This window comes from Pseudomonas sp. FFPRI_1, from assembly GCF_055384485.1.
Genome location: NZ_AP029168.1, coordinates 5,883,816 through 5,901,927 on the forward strand (window position 1 = coordinate 5,883,816; position 18,112 = coordinate 5,901,927).

At 63.5% G+C, this 18,112-nt stretch carries 19 protein-coding genes and 1 riboswitch; of the genes, 3 read left to right on the forward strand and 16 right to left on the reverse strand.

What is annotated here, in order from left to right; genetic code table 11:
* Positions 1-45 precede the first annotated feature (45 nt).
* The 10 genes from ACZ5BO_RS26100 to cobO are packed head-to-tail and all read right to left on the reverse strand — an operon-like array spanning position 46 to position 8,893.
* The gene (locus tag ACZ5BO_RS26100; protein ID WP_464696943.1) at positions 46-777 is read right to left on the reverse strand and encodes an adenosylcobinamide-GDP ribazoletransferase; all 732 of its coding nucleotides are present in this window, start codon (positions 775-777) and stop codon (positions 46-48) included.
* 1 nt (position 778) lies between these two features.
* On the reverse strand, positions 779-1,354 hold the full coding sequence (cobC, locus tag ACZ5BO_RS26105) for an alpha-ribazole phosphatase family protein (RefSeq protein ID WP_464696944.1): 576 nt from the start codon (positions 1,352-1,354) through the stop codon (positions 779-781).
* Positions 1,351-2,406: a nicotinate-nucleotide--dimethylbenzimidazole phosphoribosyltransferase gene (gene cobT, locus ACZ5BO_RS26110; protein ID WP_464696945.1), complete on the reverse strand. Its 1,056-nt coding sequence runs from the start codon at positions 2,404-2,406 to the stop codon at positions 1,351-1,353. The genes cobC and cobT overlap by 4 nt, the downstream gene beginning before the upstream one ends.
* Positions 2,403-2,924, reverse strand: coding sequence for a bifunctional adenosylcobinamide kinase/adenosylcobinamide-phosphate guanylyltransferase (gene cobU, locus ACZ5BO_RS26115; protein WP_025127026.1), 522 nt, complete (start codon positions 2,922-2,924; stop codon positions 2,403-2,405). Before cobU ends, cobT begins: the two co-directional genes overlap by 4 nt.
* 34 nt (positions 2,925-2,958) lie before the next feature.
* Positions 2,959-4,410 (reverse strand): cobyric acid synthase, encoded by a 1,452-nt coding sequence (locus ACZ5BO_RS26120; RefSeq protein ID WP_464696946.1) that lies wholly within the window; start codon positions 4,408-4,410, stop codon positions 2,959-2,961.
* Positions 4,407-5,399, reverse strand: a complete 993-nt coding sequence (gene cobD / locus ACZ5BO_RS26125) for a threonine-phosphate decarboxylase CobD (protein ID WP_464696947.1) — start codon at positions 5,397-5,399, stop codon at positions 4,407-4,409. The genes ACZ5BO_RS26120 and cobD overlap by 4 nt, the downstream gene beginning before the upstream one ends.
* On the reverse strand, positions 5,392-6,300 hold the full coding sequence (gene cbiB / locus ACZ5BO_RS26130; protein WP_025127023.1) for an adenosylcobinamide-phosphate synthase CbiB: 909 nt from the start codon (positions 6,298-6,300) through the stop codon (positions 5,392-5,394). The genes cobD and cbiB overlap by 8 nt, the downstream gene beginning before the upstream one ends.
* A complete protein-coding gene (gene bluB / locus ACZ5BO_RS26135) occupies positions 6,297-6,947 on the reverse strand; it encodes a 5,6-dimethylbenzimidazole synthase (protein WP_464696948.1) in 651 nt (216 codons plus the stop codon). Before bluB ends, cbiB begins: the two co-directional genes overlap by 4 nt.
* Entirely contained in the window at positions 6,940-8,271 is a 1,332-nt protein-coding gene (locus ACZ5BO_RS26140; protein ID WP_464696949.1) for a cobyrinate a,c-diamide synthase, read from the reverse strand. The genes bluB and ACZ5BO_RS26140 overlap by 8 nt, the downstream gene beginning before the upstream one ends.
* Positions 8,272-8,281: 10 nt before the next feature.
* Positions 8,282-8,893, reverse strand: a complete 612-nt coding sequence (gene cobO, locus ACZ5BO_RS26145) for a cob(I)yrinic acid a,c-diamide adenosyltransferase (RefSeq protein ID WP_025127020.1) — start codon at positions 8,891-8,893, stop codon at positions 8,282-8,284.
* An 80-nt stretch (positions 8,894-8,973) separates the two neighbouring features.
* Positions 8,974-9,206: riboswitch (cobalamin riboswitch) on the reverse strand.
* A 170-nt stretch (positions 9,207-9,376) separates the two neighbouring features.
* Here cobO and ACZ5BO_RS26150 point away from each other — a divergent pair.
* Both ACZ5BO_RS26150 and ACZ5BO_RS26155 read left to right on the forward strand, forming a co-directional pair.
* Positions 9,377-9,958 (forward strand): hypothetical protein, encoded by a 582-nt coding sequence (locus ACZ5BO_RS26150; RefSeq protein ID WP_025127019.1) that lies wholly within the window; start codon positions 9,377-9,379, stop codon positions 9,956-9,958.
* 70 nt (positions 9,959-10,028) lie between these two features.
* Positions 10,029-11,348: a PQQ-dependent sugar dehydrogenase gene (locus ACZ5BO_RS26155; protein ID WP_464696950.1), complete on the forward strand. Its 1,320-nt coding sequence runs from the start codon at positions 10,029-10,031 to the stop codon at positions 11,346-11,348.
* 2 nt (positions 11,349-11,350) lie between these two features.
* Here ACZ5BO_RS26155 and ACZ5BO_RS26160 read toward each other — a convergent pair whose 3' ends face one another.
* From ACZ5BO_RS26160 to ACZ5BO_RS26185, 6 genes are all read right to left on the reverse strand, one after another.
* A complete protein-coding gene (locus ACZ5BO_RS26160; protein WP_025127017.1) occupies positions 11,351-12,013 on the reverse strand; it encodes a class I SAM-dependent methyltransferase in 663 nt (220 codons plus the stop codon).
* Between the two features lie 21 nt (positions 12,014-12,034).
* A complete protein-coding gene (locus ACZ5BO_RS26165) occupies positions 12,035-12,568 on the reverse strand; it encodes a C40 family peptidase (protein ID WP_025127016.1) in 534 nt (177 codons plus the stop codon).
* 164 nt (positions 12,569-12,732) lie between these two features.
* Positions 12,733-13,353, reverse strand: a complete 621-nt coding sequence (locus ACZ5BO_RS26170) for a C40 family peptidase (protein ID WP_025127015.1) — start codon at positions 13,351-13,353, stop codon at positions 12,733-12,735.
* A 223-nt stretch (positions 13,354-13,576) separates the two neighbouring features.
* Entirely contained in the window at positions 13,577-14,281 is a 705-nt protein-coding gene (gene hda, locus ACZ5BO_RS26175; RefSeq protein WP_025127014.1) for a DnaA regulatory inactivator Hda, read from the reverse strand.
* Between the two features lie 228 nt (positions 14,282-14,509).
* Complete coding sequence (locus ACZ5BO_RS26180) at positions 14,510-15,583, reverse strand: AI-2E family transporter (protein ID WP_025127013.1); 1,074 nt, start codon at positions 15,581-15,583, stop codon at positions 14,510-14,512.
* 37 nt (positions 15,584-15,620) lie between these two features.
* Positions 15,621-16,673, reverse strand: coding sequence for a DUF2066 domain-containing protein (locus tag ACZ5BO_RS26185; protein ID WP_464696952.1), 1,053 nt, complete (start codon positions 16,671-16,673; stop codon positions 15,621-15,623).
* A gap of 369 nt (positions 16,674-17,042) precedes the next feature.
* Here ACZ5BO_RS26185 and purM point away from each other — a divergent pair, with 369 nt between their 5' ends.
* Positions 17,043-18,101 carry a phosphoribosylformylglycinamidine cyclo-ligase gene (gene purM / locus ACZ5BO_RS26190; RefSeq protein WP_025127011.1) on the forward strand — a complete coding sequence of 353 codons (1,059 nt, stop codon included), beginning with the start codon at positions 17,043-17,045 and terminating at the stop codon, positions 18,099-18,101.
* The last annotated feature ends 11 nt before the right edge of the window (positions 18,102-18,112 follow it).

An 18,112-nucleotide genomic window follows, 5' to 3' on the forward strand; every position in this document is an offset into this window, starting at 1 on the left:
CCCAAGGCAAGATTTTTCAGAAAATTCGCCAAACCCAGACACTGCTCAAAACACCACCAGCCCCAGCAAGACGACGGTCTCCAACAACTCCAGCAAGGCGCCCGCGGTGTCTCCAGTAGTGCCGCCCAAACGCTTCATCATCAAGTGCCGCAACCAGAAGAACACCACCACTGCCAGGAGCACCGCCCACAGCCCGTTGTAGCCCCCCAAGAGCAAACAGGCCAGCACACTCAAACCCAGCACCTGGCGCCCCGCAAGCCGGGGTAGATGATCGGCCAAGGCCTGCCCCAACCCTCCGGCACGCACATACGGCGTGCAGAGGAACAGCCCCAGCAAGGCTGCTCGCCCGATCAACGGTGGCAACAGCAAGGCCCAGCCTTGCTGCTGCTGGATCACTGCCACCAGGGCGGTGAACTTGAGCAGCAACAGCAGCACCAGGGTCACTACGGCGATCGGTCCGCTACGGGGGTCCTTCATGATGCTCAAGGTCCGCTCCCGATCGCCGAAGCCGCCCAGCCAGGCATCGGCGCTGTCCGCCAGCCCATCCAGGTGCAGGCCGCCACTGAGTAGAACCCAGACCGTCAGCAACAGCGCCGCGTGCACCAGCAAAGGCGTACCACCGAGCAGCGCATGGCAGCCCCACAGCAGCAGGCCGAACAACAGCCCCACCAGCGGATAGAACAACAGCGAGCGCCCCAGCTCTTCAGGCTGCGGCATCCCCGGCAGGCGGATCGGCAGGCTGCTGAGAAATTGCAAGGCAATCCAGAACGGCAGCATCTCAGCCCTCTTCGCTCAATTGACCATCGGCGGCCACTCTCAGGCTGAACAAGGCGCCATGCCTGACCTCGACATTCAGCAACTGCTCCCTGGGCAAGCCGCGAGCCCGGGCGAGCAGCAAGCGCATCACCCCTCCATGGCTGATCAGCAGCACACGCCGACCGACATGGGCCTGCAGCAACCCGTCAATCGCCGCCAGCACCCGCTGGGAAAACGCGGCCACCGGCTCACCTTCAGGCGGCGTGAACCCATAGGGGTCGGACCAGAAACGCCCCAGCCCCTCGGCATCGGTTTCCATCAAGGCCGCCGCGCTTTGCCCTTCCCAGGCACCAAAATGCAGCTCTTGCAGATTGCGCTCCAGGGCCAGGGGCAGCTGAAGCTGCGCCGCCAGCACCTCGGCAAAACGCGCACAACGCTGCAACGGCGAACTGACCACAAGATCCCAAGGCCCGCGCTCGCGAACGCCTTCGTGCATCTGCTGCCAACCCAGTTCGGTCAGCCTGTCGTCCAGGCTCCCACGCAGACCACCGCCCAACTCGGTTTCACCGTGGCGCAAAAGGTCCAGGTGCAAGGTCATGCCGGGCGATCGGCCACGGCCGCCTCGGCAAAGGTTGCCATCTGCCCGTGCAGGTCACAGGCCAGCCGCAGCAACGGCACCGCCAACGCGGCGCCACTGCCCTCGCCCAGGCGCAGGCCGAGATCCAGCAGCGGCTCGGCTTGCAGCGTCTGCAGCACATGCCGATGCCCGGGCTCGGCGCCTTGGTGGGCGAACAGCAGCCATGGACGACAGGCCGGGTTCAGACGTACCGCCACCAACGCCGCGACGCTGCAGATAAAACCATCCACCAGTACCGCGATCCCCTCCTGGGCGCAGGCCAGATAAGCCCCCGCCAATGCGGCCACTTCAAAACCTCCGAGACTGAACAGGGTCTGCAAGGCATCGCCACGGGAAGCGGCATGCACTGCCAGGGCACGCTCGATCACTTGGGCCTTGCGACTGACCCCTTCGGCATTCAACCCGGTGCCGGGCCCGGCCAGTTGCACCACGGGGATATCCAGCAAGGCACAGGCGATGGCACTGGCAGCCGTGGTGTTGCCGATGCCCATTTCACCGCCGATAAACAATTGTGCCCCCTGCGCGCGAGCCCGTAGCGCGCTGTCGCGACCGGCCTGCAATGCCAGCTCTCCCTGGGCCCGGGTCATGGCCGGACCCTGGACAAAATTCTGCGTGCCGGCTCCCAGGTCCAAGTGCCGCACACCGGGCAAGCTCAACCCAGGCGTCACCGTTCCCAGGTCCACCACCTCCAACGCTGCCCCCAATTGCCGGGCCAACACGCTGATCGCCGCACCGCCACTGACAAAGTTCAGCAGCATCTGCCCGGTCACTTCTTGCGGGTAGGCGGAAACACCTTCGGCCACCACGCCATGATCACCGGCAAAAATCCCGATCCACACGGAATCGAGACTGGGCTTGAGTCGCCCTTGCAAGCCCGCCAGTTGCACCGCCAGTGGCTCCAGTCGCCCCAGGGAACCGGCCGGCTTGGTCAATTGCTGCTGCCGGGCCAGCGCCTGCTCGACCACCTGGGTGTCGATCGCCTTGCACGGGTTCAGCCACCAGGAGTTACTCATAACGCGGTTCCTTTCAAAGTCAGGGGCAGGCCCGCCACCGTCAGCACCACTCGCTGACAGCGCTCGGCCAGGGCTTGATGCAGCCAGCCGGCTTCATCCACATAGCGGCGAGTCAATTCGCCCAGGGGCACAACGCCCATTCCGGTTTCATTGCTGACAAAAATGATCTCGCCCGGCAAGGTTTCCAGGCACTGCAACAAGGCTTGGCGTTCCGCCGCCAGACGAGCTTCGTCTTCGAGCATCAGCAGGTTGGTCAGCCACAGGGTCAGGCAATCCACCAGCAGGCAACGCTCGACGCTGGCCGCCTGCTGCAGCACCCGGGCCAGTTCCAACGGTTCTTCGATCAACCCCCAGTGTGCCGGGCGACGCTCACGGTGATGAACGATACGTTGATTCATCTCGCCATCCAGCGGCTGGCTAGTGGCGATGTAGGTCACCGCCAGAGCACTGTCGCCGGCGAGCTTTTCAGCCAGGCGGCTTTTCCCGGAACGGGCACCGCCGAGAATCAGTTGCAACATGCTTGGGCACCTTTGAAAAAATGGTCGACCGGACCTACAGGCCGCAGAGCTGACGCAGCGCGCCGGTGTCCAGGTGACGCTCCACCAGGTCCGCCAGCCGTTCGATGTCACGTTCACGCAAGGCGTGGTAATCCACTTCCTGCACCTGCTGCAGACCAGCCCAGCGCAACAGCGCGCCACAGGCGGCCGGCGTCTCGAACAGACCGTGCAGGTAGGTGCCGAGAATCTGCCCATCGAGACTGCAGGCGCCGTCGCTGCGACCATCGTCCAACTGCACGGCGGCCCGTTCCAGGGCCGCCCCCCGGGTCACACCGGCATGGATTTCATAACCGCTGATCGCGGCATTCTCCAAGCTCAGGCGCCCACTGACATTGCGCAGTTGCTTCTGTTCTTCGAGCACGGTTTCAAAAGCCAGCAAGCCCAGGCCGGGGCTGGAGCCAGCGGCACCTTCCAACCCCAAAGGATCGTGCAATTGCTCACCGAGCATCTGCAGGCCACCACAGATCCCCAACAGCTTGCCGCCATAGCGCAAGTGCCGGGCAATCGCCCGGTCCCAGCCGTTGGACCGTAGGTAGTCGAGGTCGGCACGCACGCTTTTCGAACCGGGCAGAATGATCAGGTCCGCAGAGGGAATTGGCTGCCCGGGACCGATGAACTGCAGGTCGACCTGGGGATGCAGGCGCAGTGGGTCGAAGTCCGTGTGGTTGCTGATCCGCGGCAGCACTGGCACCACCACCTTGAGCAGTTGCTCGACCTTGTCGGCCTGGCGCTGGTCGATGCCGTCCTCGGCCTCCAGGTGCAAGTCCATGACATAGGGCAGCACACCGATCACCGGCTTGCCGGTGCGCGCTTCCAGCCAGTCCAGCCCCGGTTGCAGCAGGGCCAGGTCGCCACGAAAGCGGTTGATGATGAAGCCCTTGACCCGAGCCTGCTCACTGGCGGACAGCAGTTCCAGGGTGCCCACCAGATGGGCGAACACGCCACCGCGATTGATATCGGCGATCAGCAGTACCGGGCAATCCACCGCCTCGGCAAAGCCCATGTTGGCGATATCACCGGCCCGCAGATTGATCTCCGCCGGCGAACCGGCGCCTTCCACCATCACCACCTGATAAGCGTCCCGCAAGCGCTCGTGGGAGGCCAGCACGGCCCGCATGGCAATGGCCTTGTAGTCGTGATAGGCCACCGCGTTCATGCTGGTAACCGCACGTCCATGGATGATGACCTGGGAACCGGTGTCGCTATTGGGCTTGAGCAGCACCGGGTTCATATCGGTGTGCGGGGCCAGGTTGGCCGCCTGGGCCTGGACCGCCTGGGCCCGGCCGATCTCGCCGCCATCTGCCGTCACGGCGCTGTTGAGCGCCATGTTCTGCGGCTTGAACGGCACCACTCTTACGCCCTGGCGCAGCAGCCAGCGACACAGCGCGGTGACCAGCGTGCTCTTGCCCGCATCCGAAGTGGTGCCCTGCACCATCAGCGTAGTCATGGGTGGTCCTTGCGATAGGCCTGCAATGCCTGCTCCAGGCGCGCCCAGTCAGCCTCGTCGGCGGGCAGGCCGAAACGCAGGCTGCTGTTGTGGGGGAACAGCCGCAGGAGAATGCCGCGCCGCGCCATGAATTGGTATAGGCCTTCGGCCTCGGCCGTGATCAGCCATTGGAACAGTGCGCAACCGCCCTGGGGCTTGAACCCATGACGGTCGAGGACTTCCACCAGCCGCTGACTCGCCGCCTCGCTGCGCAGCCGTTGCCGGGCATGCCCTTCGACGTCCTGCAGGCAGGCCTGTCCCACCACCCGGGTGGGCCCGCTGACCGCCCAGGGCCCGACCTGCTCGGCCAGCAACTTGAGCAGTCGACGCTCAGCCAGGACAAACCCCAGGCGCACACCGGCCAGGCCAAAGAACTTGCCGAACGAGCGCAGCACGATCAGCCCCACCTGATGGGCGTGCCGGGCCAGGCTCAGGTCCGGCGTGTTGTCCATAAAGGCTTCATCCACCACCAGCCAGCCACCGCGCTGGGCCAGCCGGGCATGCCAGTCCAGCAGGCGTTCCGGCGTCAGGCTCAGGCCCGTGGGATTGTTGGGGTTGACCACCACCAGCACATCGAGGCTGTCGAGAAAGAAGTCCACTTCCTGTTCCAGTACTTCGCGCACCCGATAACCGGTGCGGCGCCAGGCCTCGGCATGCTCGGCGTAACAGGGCGACAGCACCCCGACCTTGCCCGTGCGCCGCAGGCGCGGCAGCAATTGGATGGCTGCCTGGGAACCGGCCACCGGCAAGACTTCGCTGGCGCCGTAATAGGCACAAGCCGCCTGCTCGAGCCCGTCATCGGTTTCCGGCAGGCGCGCCCAGGCACGCAAGGGAATGGCCGGCAGCGGAAAGGGCCAGGGCGCCAATCCGCTGGACAGGTCCAGCCAGGCCTCTTCGGCGATCCCGTACTCCCGGGCCGCCTTGCGCAACCTTCCACCGTGTTCAAGCATAAAGCTCAGCCCCCAGGCAAAGAATCAGCAGCCACAGCCACACACCCCGTTGCACCAATTGCCAACCGCGATCGATGGAACCGGCACTTGCCGGCTCGCCTTCGCCCAAGGGCGGACGCTGATGCAGCTCACCGTGATAGATCGCCGCGCCACCCAGTTCCACGCCCAGGGCGCCCGCGCCGGCGGCCATCACCGGACCGGCATTCGGGCTGTCCCAGGTCGGCCCCTGGCGGCGCCAGCACTTGAATGCCAGGCGGGTCTTGCCCAGCAGGGCGTAGGTCAGGGCCACCAGGCGCGCCGGAATGAAGTTGAGCAGGTCGTCGATCTTCGCCGCCGCCCAGCCGAAGCGCTCGAAACGCTCGTTGCGATAGCCCCACATCGCATCCAGGGTGTTGCTCAGACGATAGAGCACCACTCCTGGCGCACCGGCCACGGCAAACCAGAACAAGGCGGCAAACACAGCGTCGCTGCCGTTTTCCAGCACCGACTCGGTGGCCGCACGGGCCACCTCAGTGCTGTCCAGTTCACTGGTCTGGCGGCTCACCAGAAACCCCACTCGCCGCCGAGCCTCATCCAGATCGTCACTGCGCAAGGCCTGGGCCACAGGCTCGACGTGCTCGCCGAGACTGCGCAAACCCAGGGCGCAGTACAGCGCCAGGACCTCGACCAGCCAACCGATGTAGGGCAGCCAGGAGAGTGCCGTCGCCAGCAGGGTCAAGGGCAGCACCGCGAGGACCCAGGCGGTCACTCCGTGGCTGCGCCAGCCACGGCCGGCAGCGTTGAAACGTTGCTCGATACGATCCGCCACTCGGCCGAACGCCACCAGCGGATGCCAGCGCTTGGGTTCGCCCAGCAGCGCATCGAGCGCCACCCCGGCGACACTCAGCAACGCCACACTCATTGACTCACTCCCCAGCAATTCTCATACAACAACTCACTCAACGGCCGTGGCTGCGCCCAGCCTTGCAGCGCCAGCATCGGTGCCGGGTAAAACTCGGTGACCGGCCCCAGGCACAACACCGCCACAGGCTTGGCACCGGCCGGCAACCCCAGCAGCTCGGCCAGGGCCTGGGGCTCGAACAGCGACACCCAGCCCATGCCCAGGCCTTCGCTGCGCGCGGCCAGCCAGAGGTTCTGAATGGCGCAGGACAATGAGGCCAGATCCATTTCCGGCAGGGTCCGGCGGCCGAACACATGCCGTTCACGCCCGTCCATCAATGCCGCTACCAGGACCTCGGCGCAGTCATTGATGCCCTCGACCTTGAGCTTCATGAACTCGTCGGAACGCTCGCCCAGCGCCTCGGCGGTGCGCACCCGCTCCTCCTCCACCAGCCGCTGGATCCGCCCTCGCAGCTCAGGGTCAGTGATACGGATAAAGCGCCAGGGCTGCATCAGGCCAACACTCGGTGCCTGGTACGCCGCTTCCAGCAGGCGCTGCAACAGCGCCGGCTCGACACTGCCGCCGGCGAAGTGACGCATGTCGCGCCGCTCGGCGATGGCGCGGTAGACCGCGTCGCGCTCGGCCGCAGAAAAAGCCTGATCAGTCACCCGCGACACCCTCAGCACCGACAGCCCCGTCGGGCAGGAACAGCGCCGCCACCGCCACCGGATTGGACGGGAAGTAGAAGTGCACATAAGAGGCGGTCATCCGCCCGTTGCGGTACACCGCTTCCGCGCCGCGGCCACCGTTGGGGCTCAGGCCCCGGGCTATGGGCTCAAGCTCGGTACTGGTCAGCGAATGGTGATAGGTGTGACCACGCAAGCTACCCTCCGGCAGCTCCACTGCCTGCAGGGCCAGGGCAGCCAGGCGCTTCTGCATCACCGCCTCACCGGGCAGCAAGCCGAGCAACTGCGCACGCTGGCCCTCGACGTCGGTCAGGCCATCCAGCAGGTACAGCATGCCGCCACACTCGGCGAGCAATGGCTTGCCTGCACAATGGTGAGCGCGGATGGCCTCCAGCATCGGAGTGTTCTGCGCCAGCGCCAGATGGTGCAGCTCGGGGTAGCCACCCGGCAGGTACAAACTGTCTGCCTCGGGCAATTGCCGATCGTGGATCGGCGAGAAAAAGCTCAATTGCGCGCCCATGGCCCGCAACAGGTCCAGGCTCGCGCCGTAGGTAAAGGCAAACGCCTCATCCCGCGCCACAGCGATGCGCACGCCTGCAAGCAACGGCTCGCAGGCTGCTGGCAGCGGCGGGGCAAACGCCACCGCCGGCGGCAGCGCCACTTCGCAGCTGCCAGCCAGGGCCTCGGCGGCAGCATCCAGGCGCAGGTCCAGGTCATTCAGCTCACTGGCCTGCACCAGCCCCAGGTGACGACTCGGCAGCTCGATCCCGGTTTCCCGGGACAAGGCGCCGTACCAACGTAAGCCTTCGGTGAGACTGCCCTCAAGCAACTGTGCGTGGCGCAAGGTGCCGACCCGATTGGCCAGCACTCCGGCGAACGGCAAGTCCGGCTGGTAGCGCGCCAATCCCAGGGCCAAGGCGCCAAAGGTCTGGGCCATGGCCGTGCCGTCGATCACCCCCAGCACCGGCACGCCGAAATGCCGGGCCAGGTCGGCGCTGGAGGGGCTGCCGTCGAACAGCCCCATGACGCCTTCGATCAGGATCAGATCGGCCTCGCCTGCAGCCTCCCAGAGCAGGCGCCGGCTTTCCTGCTCGCCAACCATCCACATGTCCAGCTGGTACACCGCAGCGCCGCTGGCGCGCTCCAGGATCATCGGATCGAGAAAGTCCGGGCCGCACTTGAACACCCGCACCTTGCGCCCCTGATTACGGTGCAAGCGAGCCAGGGCTGCGGTCACCGTGGTCTTGCCCTGGCCAGAGGCCGGTGCGGCAATCAATACCGCGGGGCAATGACGAATGTCGGTCATGAATTCACACTCACAGCTCGACACCTTTCTGCGCCTTGATGCCAGCCTGGAAGGCGTGCTTGACCACCCCCATTTCGGTGACCGTATCGGCCAGCTCGATCATTTCCGGCTTGGCGCCGCGCCCGGTTACCACCACGTGCTGCATGGGCGGACGGGCTTGCAGGTCACTGAGCACCTGATCCAGGTCCAGATAGCCGTGCTTGAGGGCGATGTTCAGTTCATCGAGCACCACCAGACCGATGGCCGGGTCGCTCAACAGCTCCCTGGAAACGGCCCAGGCAGCCTCGGCAGCAGCGATATCCCGCTGGCGATCCTGGGTTTCCCAGGTAAAGCCTTCGCCCATCACATGAAACCGCACCTGCTCTGGAAAACGGCGGAAGAACAACTCCTCGCCCGTGCTGTTGCGGCCCTTGATGAACTGCACCACGCCGCACTGCATGCCATGCCCCATGGAACGCGCCAGCATGCCGAAGGCCGAACTGCTCTTGCCTTTGCCATTGCCGGTCAGCACCAGCAGTAGCCCGCATTCATTCGGCGCGTTGGCAATGCGCTCATCGATCACGGCTTTTTTGCGCAACATGCGCGCCAGATGGCGCTCGTCACGATCGGGGGATTCACTCATGGGGCAGCTCTCCGTTGGGGCTGGGGAACGGCGGGCAGGAAAACAAACAGATGGCGTCAGCCTGGCATCGCCCACCGTGATGCCGTTGGATGGATCAGGCCGGTCTCCGGGCTCATGAGGGGCATGGCTGCCGGACTGCGCGCCTTCCCGTGTCATCGACACAGTGGCATCCAACGCAGTCTTGACTCATCTACCGTTGCGGGGGCAGCGCCGGAATCGTCGCCCATTCCATCGCTGGAACAGGCCCTGACCGGCTTCCCTGTTTCACTCTGTCGGCCACCGGCCACAGAGCACCTGAAACAAGTCGCGAAGGTTAGAGGGTTGGGGGTGGAGCGTCAATTAAAGCCGGCTGTCGCTCACCGCACAAAACTGCACTGCATCAACAAAATGACGCCAATCTTGTGCCACACTCAGAGCAGTGATATCAAATAGCCACATTCCCGGACATGAAGTCCAGCCACACAACAATAAGGGGTGAGTTCGATGCAAGGCATGATCATCAGCAATCCAAAACTGGAATTTATGCGCCCGATGCTGGAACGCTGGTTCGATTGCATTGACCGCTACAACGCGATTCGCGGTGATAACGAAACCCCGTACTGGTTCGACGAACAGGCCAACCTGGGACTGCTCTCCGCAGCAGCCTGGATGGCCGAGATGGTCAGCCTGGAACACAGCCCGAGCAAAAAGCAGCAGGAAGAAGGTGCTCGCAATGCCCGCACCGACCTGTACCTGGCCACCAAGGAGGAGCGCGCCTATCTCCAGGTCACCCAACGCTGGCCACGGGTCAACAGCCTGCACCTGACCCAGGCACTGCTGGACATCGCCAGCGACGCGAAAAAGATCAGCTACGCCAGCGACTTGAAGCTCGGCTGCCTGTTCGTGGCCCCACAAAAGGCCCAGCACAGCGCCACTCCCGAAGAACTCCAGGACATGCTGGATGAATTGCAGAAGGAACACTGCTGCGCAGTGGCCTGGTACTTCCCCTACGCCTATCGCAAGCTGCGCAACGACGCCGGCAACTATCACCCCGGGGTCGCTGTACTGTTCAAGGAAGCACGCTGATCGGGCGGAACCATCCACTGGCTATGCTCCTCTATGACTACGACGTCCGTGCACTCATAGGGAAATTCGCATGCTCAACGCTCGCCACGCCTTGCTTATCGCCATTGCCGCCAGCCTCACGGCCTGCGGCGAAACCTCCAGCCTGCAGGTTTCGGACGGCACCGGACCGACCCCCAAACTGCCGGAGCCCAATCCGACGCTGATTCCGACGGTCAACATTGCCCCGGCCGTTGGATGGCCTCAGGGGGCGAAACCCGTGGCCGCGCCCGGCACCCAGGTCAATGCCTTCGCCGAAAACCTTGACCATCCGCGCTGGCTCTATGTGCTGCCCAATGGCGACGTGCTGGTGGCAGAAACCAATGCGCCGCCCAAGCCGGATGACAGCCAGGGTATTCGCGGCTGGATCGCCGGCAAGGTGATGGGCCGGGCCGGCGCCGCAGTACCCAGCGCCAACCGCATTACCCTGCTGCGGGATCAGGACCACGATGGCGTGGCGGAAACCCGCACGGTGCTCCTGGAGAACCTCAACTCGCCCTTTGGCATGACCCTGGTGGGCAATGACCTGTACATAGCGGATACCAACAAGCTGCTGCGCTTCCCCTACCAGAGCGGCGACACCCGGATCAGCGCAGCCGCCAGCACAGTGGCCGAACTGCCCGGCGGCCCCCTCAACCATCACTGGACCAAGAACGTCATCGCCAGCAAGGACGGGAGCAAGCTGTACGTCACCGTGGGCTCCAACAGCAACGTCGGCGAAAATGGTCTGGACAAGGAACAGGGTCGGGCGGCGATCTGGGAACTGGATCGCGCCAGCGGCAAGCACCGCCTGTTTGCCACCGGCCTGCGCAACCCCAACGGCCTGGCCTGGGAACCCACCAGCGGCGCACTGTGGACCGCAGTCAACGAGCGGGACGAGATCGGCAGTGACCTGGTGCCGGACTACATCACCTCGGTCAAGGACGGCGCCTTCTATGGCTGGCCCTTCAGTTACTACGGGCAACATGTGGATGTGCGGGTCAAACCCCAGAACCTCGACCTGGTGGCCAAGGCGATCGCTCCGGACTACGCCGTCGGCCCGCACACGGCGTCGCTGGGGCTGGCCTTCGCCGAAGGCAGCAAGCTGCCAGCACCGTTCACCGAGGGCGTCTTCATCGGCCAGCACGGCTCCTGGAACCGCAAGCCCCACAGCGGCTACAAAGTGATTTTCGTCCCCTTCAGTGCGGGCAAACCCCAGGGACAACCTATCGACGTGCTCAGCGGCTTCCTCGACAGCGACGAGAACGCCATGGGCCGCCCGGTGGGTGTGGTGATCGATCAGCAAGGCGATCTATTGGTCGCCGATGACGTCGGCAACAAGATCTGGCGAGTTTCCGCTGCCAAGACACAATAGATTCAGCGCTTGCGGCACAGGCTCAAGCCGTCCCCCAAAGGCAGCAACGACAGGTCGATGCGCGAGTCATCCTTCAAGGCGCGATTGAGCGCCTGGATGGCTCGGGTGTCTTCGCTTTGCGCATCGACCTCCAGCACTCGACCGCTCCACAAGGTGTTATCGAACACAGCCAATCCTCCGACCCGCAGCAAGCGCAATGCGTACTCCAGATAGACCGGGTAATTGGCCTTGTCGGCGTCGATAAAGATCAAGTCGAAGCTCTCGCCCTGCCCTGCTCGCTCCAGCTTGACGAGCGTCTCCAGCGCAGGCGCCAAGCGCAGCTCTATACGCTGATCGAGACCGGCCTCCTGCCAGTAACGACGGGCCGTCGCGTTGTAATCGCCAGGAAGATCACAGCAGGTCAGCGAACCATCCTCAGGCAGTGCCTGGGCCATGCACAAGGCGCTGTAGCCCGTGAACGTCCCCACTTCGAGCACACGACGAGCCCCGATCAGCTTGACCAGCAACGCCAGAAACTGCCCTTGCTCGGGCGCCACCTGCCAGCGAGCGGTGGGCAATGCCTGGGTTTCATCCCGAAGACGGCGCAGCAAGGGCGTCTCGCGCAGGGAGACGTCCAGCAGGTATTGGTAAAGGGTGTCATCGAGGTTGAGCGTACGGGCTGTCACGGGCACCTCGATCAGGTTGGCTTACGGATTGTGCGCCAGGTGTTCCGGCTGCAGCACGCGCTTGGCGCTCAGGTAGGCTTTTTGCCAATAGGCCTTGGACAGGCTATCGAGCTTCACCGTGCCACCGGTGGCCGGCGCATGCACGAAACGCCCTTCACCGACGTAGATCCCGGCATGGCTGACCTGGGAGCCGCCATTGGTGGCAAAGAAGATCAGGTCGCCGGTCTGCAGTGAGCCCTTGCCCACGTCAGGCGCCTGCATACCGATCATTTCCCGGGTCGAACGCGGTAGCGAGATGCCTGCCGCATCACGGTAGACATAACCGATCAGGCCGCTGCAATCGAACCCTGAATCCGGGGTATTGCCACCCCAGCGATAAGGCGTTCCCACCAGACCCAATGCACGAAACAGCACGTCTTCGGCAACCGGAGAAAAGGCTTGAGGGGCGTTGAATACCGGAGCACGTACCACAGGCGCAGGTGGCGGGGTACGGCTGGCACAAGCGCTGAGCAGCGCTGCGAAGGCAATGAGGATGATGCGGGCTGAGGTCGACATAAGCTGAACAATCCTGATCGGGATGCGGCTTTCTCTGCCGTGACACTGAAAACAAAACCGCGTAAGCAGGGCTCACGCGGTTAGTTTCAACAATAGATCAGGATTCTAGCGTCTACACGCCAAACTTCAAGTAAGACTTTAACTTCGCCCTACAAATAGTCCGTTTATTTGCGCGCAGTGACCACGGTTGGAGCCATGGCGAGTGCACGCTTGGCCTCAATGAAGGTCTTGCTCCAGTAGCTGTCGCCCAGGCTATCGACCCGCACACCGCCACTGCGACGGCTGCTGGAATGGATGAACTGATCATCCCCCAGGTAGATCCCGGCGTGGCTGACGCGCCCGCGGCCGTTGGTGCTGAAGAACAGCAGATCACCCGGCTTGAGGTTGTTACGCGCCACCAGAGGGGCCTTGACGTTGATCATTTCGCGAGTGGAGCGTGGCAGGTTCATGCCCGCCTCTTCACGAAACAGGTAACCGATGAAACCACTGCAATCGAAGCCGGCTTCCGAGGTACCGCCGAAACGGTAACGGGTACCGATCAGGGACATGCCGCGCTCGAGGATGCTGTCGGCCAGAACTGGCAACTGGTAAGGCTTGCTGTCAGAAAACTCTGCCAGTTCCTTTTCAGTTGCCAGCTCTTCCTGATCAACAGCGGAAGATTGGTTTTTTACCGAGACTTGAGTCTGTTGCACGGGCTGCTGCTGGGACACCGGAGTGTGTGAAGCGCAACCAAACAACAGGGTGACGAGTGCGAGAGGCACGAGGGGTGCGAAGCGATTTAGCATGGGCACGACCGTGGCTTGAAATAAAAGAAGACGCGACTATGCCTTCTATCGCCCTCATTTGCAAATTCAATCGATCAGAATGTGACTTATGAGTTTCTTGAGTACATCTAAGGCTTTAAGCCCATTTTAAGTCCACCTGCCTCTGGAAAGCCTTCCAAAGGTACGATTTCTGGCGCCTGAAATATGCCGAGAGCCGCTCGCAAAAGCCCTGCAGGCCTTGATTTTACCAACCCAGGGTTTCTTTCAGGAACGGGATGGTCAGCTTGCGCTGGGCTTGCAGTGACGCCTGATCGAGCTGCTCAAGAAGATCGAACAAGGCACTCATGCTGCGCGTACCGCGGGTCAGAATAAAATGTCCAACTTCGTCGGTCAGGTGCAACCCGCGACGGGATGCACGCAACTGCAGGGCACGCAGCTTGTCCTCATCGGACAGCGGGCGCATCTGGAAGATCAGCGCCAGGGTCAGGCGCGATTTCAGGTCCGCCAGCTTCACCGGCAATTCACGGGGCGACGTCGACGCCGCAATCAGCAGGCGCCGGCCACTGTCACGCAAGCGATTGAACAGGTGGAACAGCGCCTCTTCCCAGTCGGCCTTGCCGGCCACCGCCTGCAGATCATCCAGGCAAACCAGTTCGTACTGCTCCAGGTTGTCGAGAATCTCGATCCCGCGATCCAGCAACTCCGCCAGAGGCAGGTACACCGCCGGCTCGCCCATCTGCTCGAAACGCAGACAGGCCGCCTGCAGCAAGTGCGTGCGCCCCACACCATCCTTGCCCCAGAGATAGATCAGGCTCTCGGTCCAGCCGGCGTCGGCTTCGCATAGGCGCTCGACATAGCCGAGTGCAGCGGCGTTGGCGCCTGGGTAGTAGTTGATGAAGGTGGCGTCATCACGCAGACGCACACCTAGGGGCAGCTGAATCGGTTTCATGCTGACTGAACAGTTCCAAAGGAACCGTTAGTGGCCTCTGTGTAAAGTTTGCAAAGTTTATACCCGTGACGCCGAGCGCACAATGCAGCAGACCACAAGCAAAATCAAAGGTTTGCGTCAGCCGAGAGCCAGCCAGGGGGGATCTTTGACAGCCTGGGGGAGCAGAGGCCAAAGCTCACGACTGAACATCCACTCAGGCTGCACGGCGCCTCGCCCCCTGCGCCGCCCTTACAGATCGGGGTCTTCAGCACCGCTGTAAAGATCCGAGTCCTTGTACAGGTCATGCACATGACGCACCAGCACCATGATCACCGCGGCGACCGGCAACGCCAGCAGAACCCCAGTGAAACCAAACAGCTCGCCGCCGGCAAGAATCGCGAAAATCACCGCCACCGGGTGCAGGCCGATGCGATCCCCCACCAACAATGGCGTCAGCACCATTCCCTCAAGCGCCTGCCCGACCATGAACACTGCGACGATGCCAATCATGGGGTACAGATCACCACCGAACTGGAACAGCCCGGCAACCAATGCCGCACCGATGCCGATGACGAAGCCCATGTACGGCACTATCGCCGCCAGCCCCGCTATCAAGCCGATCAACAGCCCCAGCTCGAGCCCCACCAGCATCAGGCCTGCCGCATAGATCACGCCAAGGGCCAGCATCACCAGCAACTGCCCGCGCACGAACGCTCCCAGCACCTCGTGACACTCACCCGCCAGCGCCACTACCCGCTCTTCGCGGTTGCGCGGCAGCAGGCTGCGGATCTTGGCCATCATCAGGTCCCAGTCCCGCAGCAGGTAGAAGCTCACCACCGGGATCAACACCAGGTTGGCCAGCCAGCCGATCAGCGCCAAACCCGAGGCAGTGGCCTGGCTCAGCACCACGCCGACGATATCGGTGGTCTGGCCCATATGCTCGCTGATGGCCGCCTTGACCTTGTCGAACTTCCAGAATCCGTCTGCCAGCCCCAGGCGGGACTGCACCCAGGGCATGGCGGTGTGCTGCACCCAGTCGAGCATCTGCGGCGCCAGCTCATAGAGCCTGACCAATTGTTTGGCCAGCATCGGCACCAGTACTAGCAACAGCGTCATCACGATCAGGGTGAACAGTGCGAACACCGTGACCACCCCCCAGGTTCGCGACAAGCCCCACTTCTCCAGGCGATCCACCAGCGGATCGAACAGGTAGGCCAGCAACAGCGCCACCAGGAACGGACTGAGGATCGGGTGCAGCAGGTAGACAAACCCACAGGCCAGCAAGACCCCACCCAACCAGACCCAACGACGCGTGTCAGCCATACACCACTCCAGCTTCTATATAGAAGGAAACAACCTGCTACCAACGAAAACGCAGCTGCGCCGCCGGCGCCGGCGCCACTGCCGGAACCGCACCTTCGCCAGCCTGCACCGGCGCTTGCACCGGCGCCTGCGCCTCACCGGCAGGAATCTCCTGCAACCTGGCCAGGGACAACTGCGCCCGCAACTGCTCGGCACTGCCGTTGACCCGATAAACGATCCGATCCCCTTCGACACTCTGCAACTGCGCACCGAACGGCTCCAGCAGATGCCCCAGCGCCGCATAGTGCTCAAGATTCATGCCCTGGACTTCCAGCAACTGCTCGCTGGAGGTGCCTGGACGGGTGGCGAAGCGCGGCGCCAGGCGCTGGCTCACCGCCAACAGCACGGCATCGGCCAAGGCTGCGGTGTCCGCGCCCTGAACCGAACCCTGCTCTTTCTGATCGCCGAGCCACAGCCGCCACTTGGCCTGCCACTGGCCACCCTCCTCCCGGGCATGCACCGCCAGCAGCGCGTCAGCGCCATAGCGCTCCGAAGCCTCGCGCAGCGGCGCCGGGTCGGAGCCCTCAAGATTCGGCGCCGTAGCGACGATCTGCTCATTCAGGTCCCCCAGGGGCAAACGCAAGGGCAGCCCACGGTGCTGGGCCGCACGCCGCAGCGGAGCCGCACTGGCCTGGCCATCTCCCACCAGGCTCGAGCCTTCGGTGGAGTCGTTCAGCCACCAGCTCAGGATCGAAGGCCGGTTGTTGCCCCACAGCGACAATCCCGCCTGGCGCAAGGCGCGATCGGTACTGACCGGGTCGAAGTCCACTTGCAGGCTTTCCGGCGGGCCGGCGTCATAGCCGTACTGGCTGATGATCTGCTGCGGGTCCTTGCGGATCGCCGCCAGCCCGGGACCTTGAGCAGCCTTGGCGTCACCGGTGAGACGCAGCACCAGGGTTTCCAGCGCGCGCTGGGTCGCCTGGTCGCGCTCTTCAGGCGACTGGCTGCTGACCGGTTCACGTACTTGATAGAGGCCATTGAGGGTTTCGGCATGACTCGCCAGGCTGATCAATGACAGACAGCCCACAAACAGAAATTTACCCAGACGCATGGAAGATTCCCGACGACAAAAAAAGATTGAAACAGCACGCATCCATCACGGCGAGCAAGGCTGTGACCACAAGCCCCGGCAAAACATTCACCTCGCGCCCGATTGTTTTCGCACTGTCATAACGATAGCCACTTGAACGCTATACCTTATACAGACATGAGCAGGACCACCAACACGGCCAATGGCGGTTTTTTTAAGCGGATATGCCTCTACCCGTCGGCCCGAGGATGGCCGCTGCCCCTCAAGCCTGATAAAATCGCGCGCCTTCGCAGACCGGCATCAGCTGGGCACCCTGAAACACTTTCACAGTGCCTGGGCAGTCTCACTGGATCGGTCGATACCCCTGAATCCCCCCTAAAGGCCTGGATCATGAGCAAGCAACCCTCCCTGAGCTACAAAGACGCCGGTGTAGACATCGACGCCGGTGAAGCATTGGTCGAACGCATCAAGAGCGTCGCCAAGCGCACTGCGCGCCCGGAAGTCATGGGCGGCCTGGGCGGTTTCGGCGCCCTCTGCGAAATCCCGGCCGGCTACAAGCAACCTGTTCTGGTTTCCGGCACCGACGGCGTCGGCACCAAGCTGCGCCTGGCCCTGAACCTGAACAAGCACGACAGCATCGGCATCGACCTGGTGGCCATGTGCGTCAACGACCTGGTGGTCTGCGGTGCCGAGCCACTGTTCTTCCTCGACTACTACGCCACCGGCAAGCTCAACGTCGACACCGCGGCCCAGGTCGTGACCGGCATCGGTGCGGGCTGCGAACTGTCCGGCTGCTCCCTGGTGGGCGGCGAGACCGCTGAAATGCCCGGCATGTACGAAGGCGAAGACTACGACCTGGCCGGCTTCTGCGTTGGCGTGGTGGAGAAATCGGAAATCATCGACGGCTCGAAAGTGGCTGCCGGCGACGCCCTGCTGGCCCTGCCCTCTTCCGGCCCGCACTCCAACGGCTACTCGCTGATCCGCAAGATCATCGAAGTTTCGGGCGCCGATATCGAGAACATCCAGCTGGACGGCAAACCGCTGACCGACCTGCTGATGGCCCCGACCCGCATCTACGTCAAGCCGCTGCTCAAGCTGATCAAGGACACCGGCGCGGTCAAGGCCATGGCCCACATCACCGGCGGCGGCCTGCTGGACAACATCCCGCGCGTGCTGCCAAAAGGCGCCCAGGCAGTGGTCGACGTGGCGAGCTGGCAGCGCCCGGCAGTATTCGACTGGCTGCAGGAGAAAGGCAACGTCGACGAGCACGAAATGCACCGCGTCCTGAACTGCGGCGTGGGCATGGTCATCTGCGTGGCTCAGGATCAGGTTGAAACCGCCCTGAATGCCCTGCGCGCCGCTGGCGAACAGCCATGGGTCATTGGCCAGATCGCCACCGCTGCCGAAGGCGCAGCCCAGGTCGAGCTGAAGAACCTCAAGGCTCACTGATGCAAGAGCGG

What these genes read in the sequence shown, in the direction of transcription:
- ACZ5BO_RS26100 (WP_464696943.1), bottom strand. Translation starts at nt 777, where the DNA reads ATGCTGCCGTTCTGGATTGCCTTGCAATTTCTCAGCAGCCTGCCGATC.
- cobC (WP_464696944.1), bottom strand. Translation starts at nt 1,354, where the DNA reads ATGACCTTGCACCTGGACCTTTTGCGCCACGGTGAAACCGAGTTGGGC.
- cobT (WP_464696945.1), bottom strand. Translation starts at nt 2,406, where the DNA reads ATGAGTAACTCCTGGTGGCTGAACCCGTGCAAGGCGATCGACACCCAG.
- cobU (WP_025127026.1), bottom strand. Translation starts at nt 2,924, where the DNA reads ATGTTGCAACTGATTCTCGGCGGTGCCCGTTCCGGGAAAAGCCGCCTG.
- ACZ5BO_RS26120 (WP_464696946.1), bottom strand. Translation starts at nt 4,410, where the DNA reads ATGACTACGCTGATGGTGCAGGGCACCACTTCGGATGCGGGCAAGAGC.
- cobD (WP_464696947.1), bottom strand. Translation starts at nt 5,399, where the DNA reads ATGCTTGAACACGGTGGAAGGTTGCGCAAGGCGGCCCGGGAGTACGGG.
- cbiB (WP_025127023.1), bottom strand. Translation starts at nt 6,300, where the DNA reads ATGAGTGTGGCGTTGCTGAGTGTCGCCGGGGTGGCGCTCGATGCGCTG.
- ACZ5BO_RS26140 (WP_464696949.1), bottom strand. Translation starts at nt 8,271, where the DNA reads ATGACCGACATTCGTCATTGCCCCGCGGTATTGATTGCCGCACCGGCC.
- cobO (WP_025127020.1), bottom strand. Translation starts at nt 8,893, where the DNA reads ATGAGTGAATCCCCCGATCGTGACGAGCGCCATCTGGCGCGCATGTTG.
- ACZ5BO_RS26150 (WP_025127019.1), top strand. Translation starts at nt 9,377, where the DNA reads ATGCAAGGCATGATCATCAGCAATCCAAAACTGGAATTTATGCGCCCG.
- ACZ5BO_RS26155 (WP_464696950.1), top strand. Translation starts at nt 10,029, where the DNA reads ATGCTCAACGCTCGCCACGCCTTGCTTATCGCCATTGCCGCCAGCCTC.
- ACZ5BO_RS26165 (WP_025127016.1), bottom strand. Translation starts at nt 12,568, where the DNA reads ATGTCGACCTCAGCCCGCATCATCCTCATTGCCTTCGCAGCGCTGCTC.
- ACZ5BO_RS26170 (WP_025127015.1), bottom strand. Translation starts at nt 13,353, where the DNA reads ATGCTAAATCGCTTCGCACCCCTCGTGCCTCTCGCACTCGTCACCCTG.
- hda (WP_025127014.1), bottom strand. Translation starts at nt 14,281, where the DNA reads ATGAAACCGATTCAGCTGCCCCTAGGTGTGCGTCTGCGTGATGACGCC.
- ACZ5BO_RS26180 (WP_025127013.1), bottom strand. Translation starts at nt 15,583, where the DNA reads ATGGCTGACACGCGTCGTTGGGTCTGGTTGGGTGGGGTCTTGCTGGCC.
- ACZ5BO_RS26185 (WP_464696952.1), bottom strand. Translation starts at nt 16,673, where the DNA reads ATGCGTCTGGGTAAATTTCTGTTTGTGGGCTGTCTGTCATTGATCAGC.
- purM (WP_025127011.1), top strand. Translation starts at nt 17,043, where the DNA reads ATGAGCAAGCAACCCTCCCTGAGCTACAAAGACGCCGGTGTAGACATC.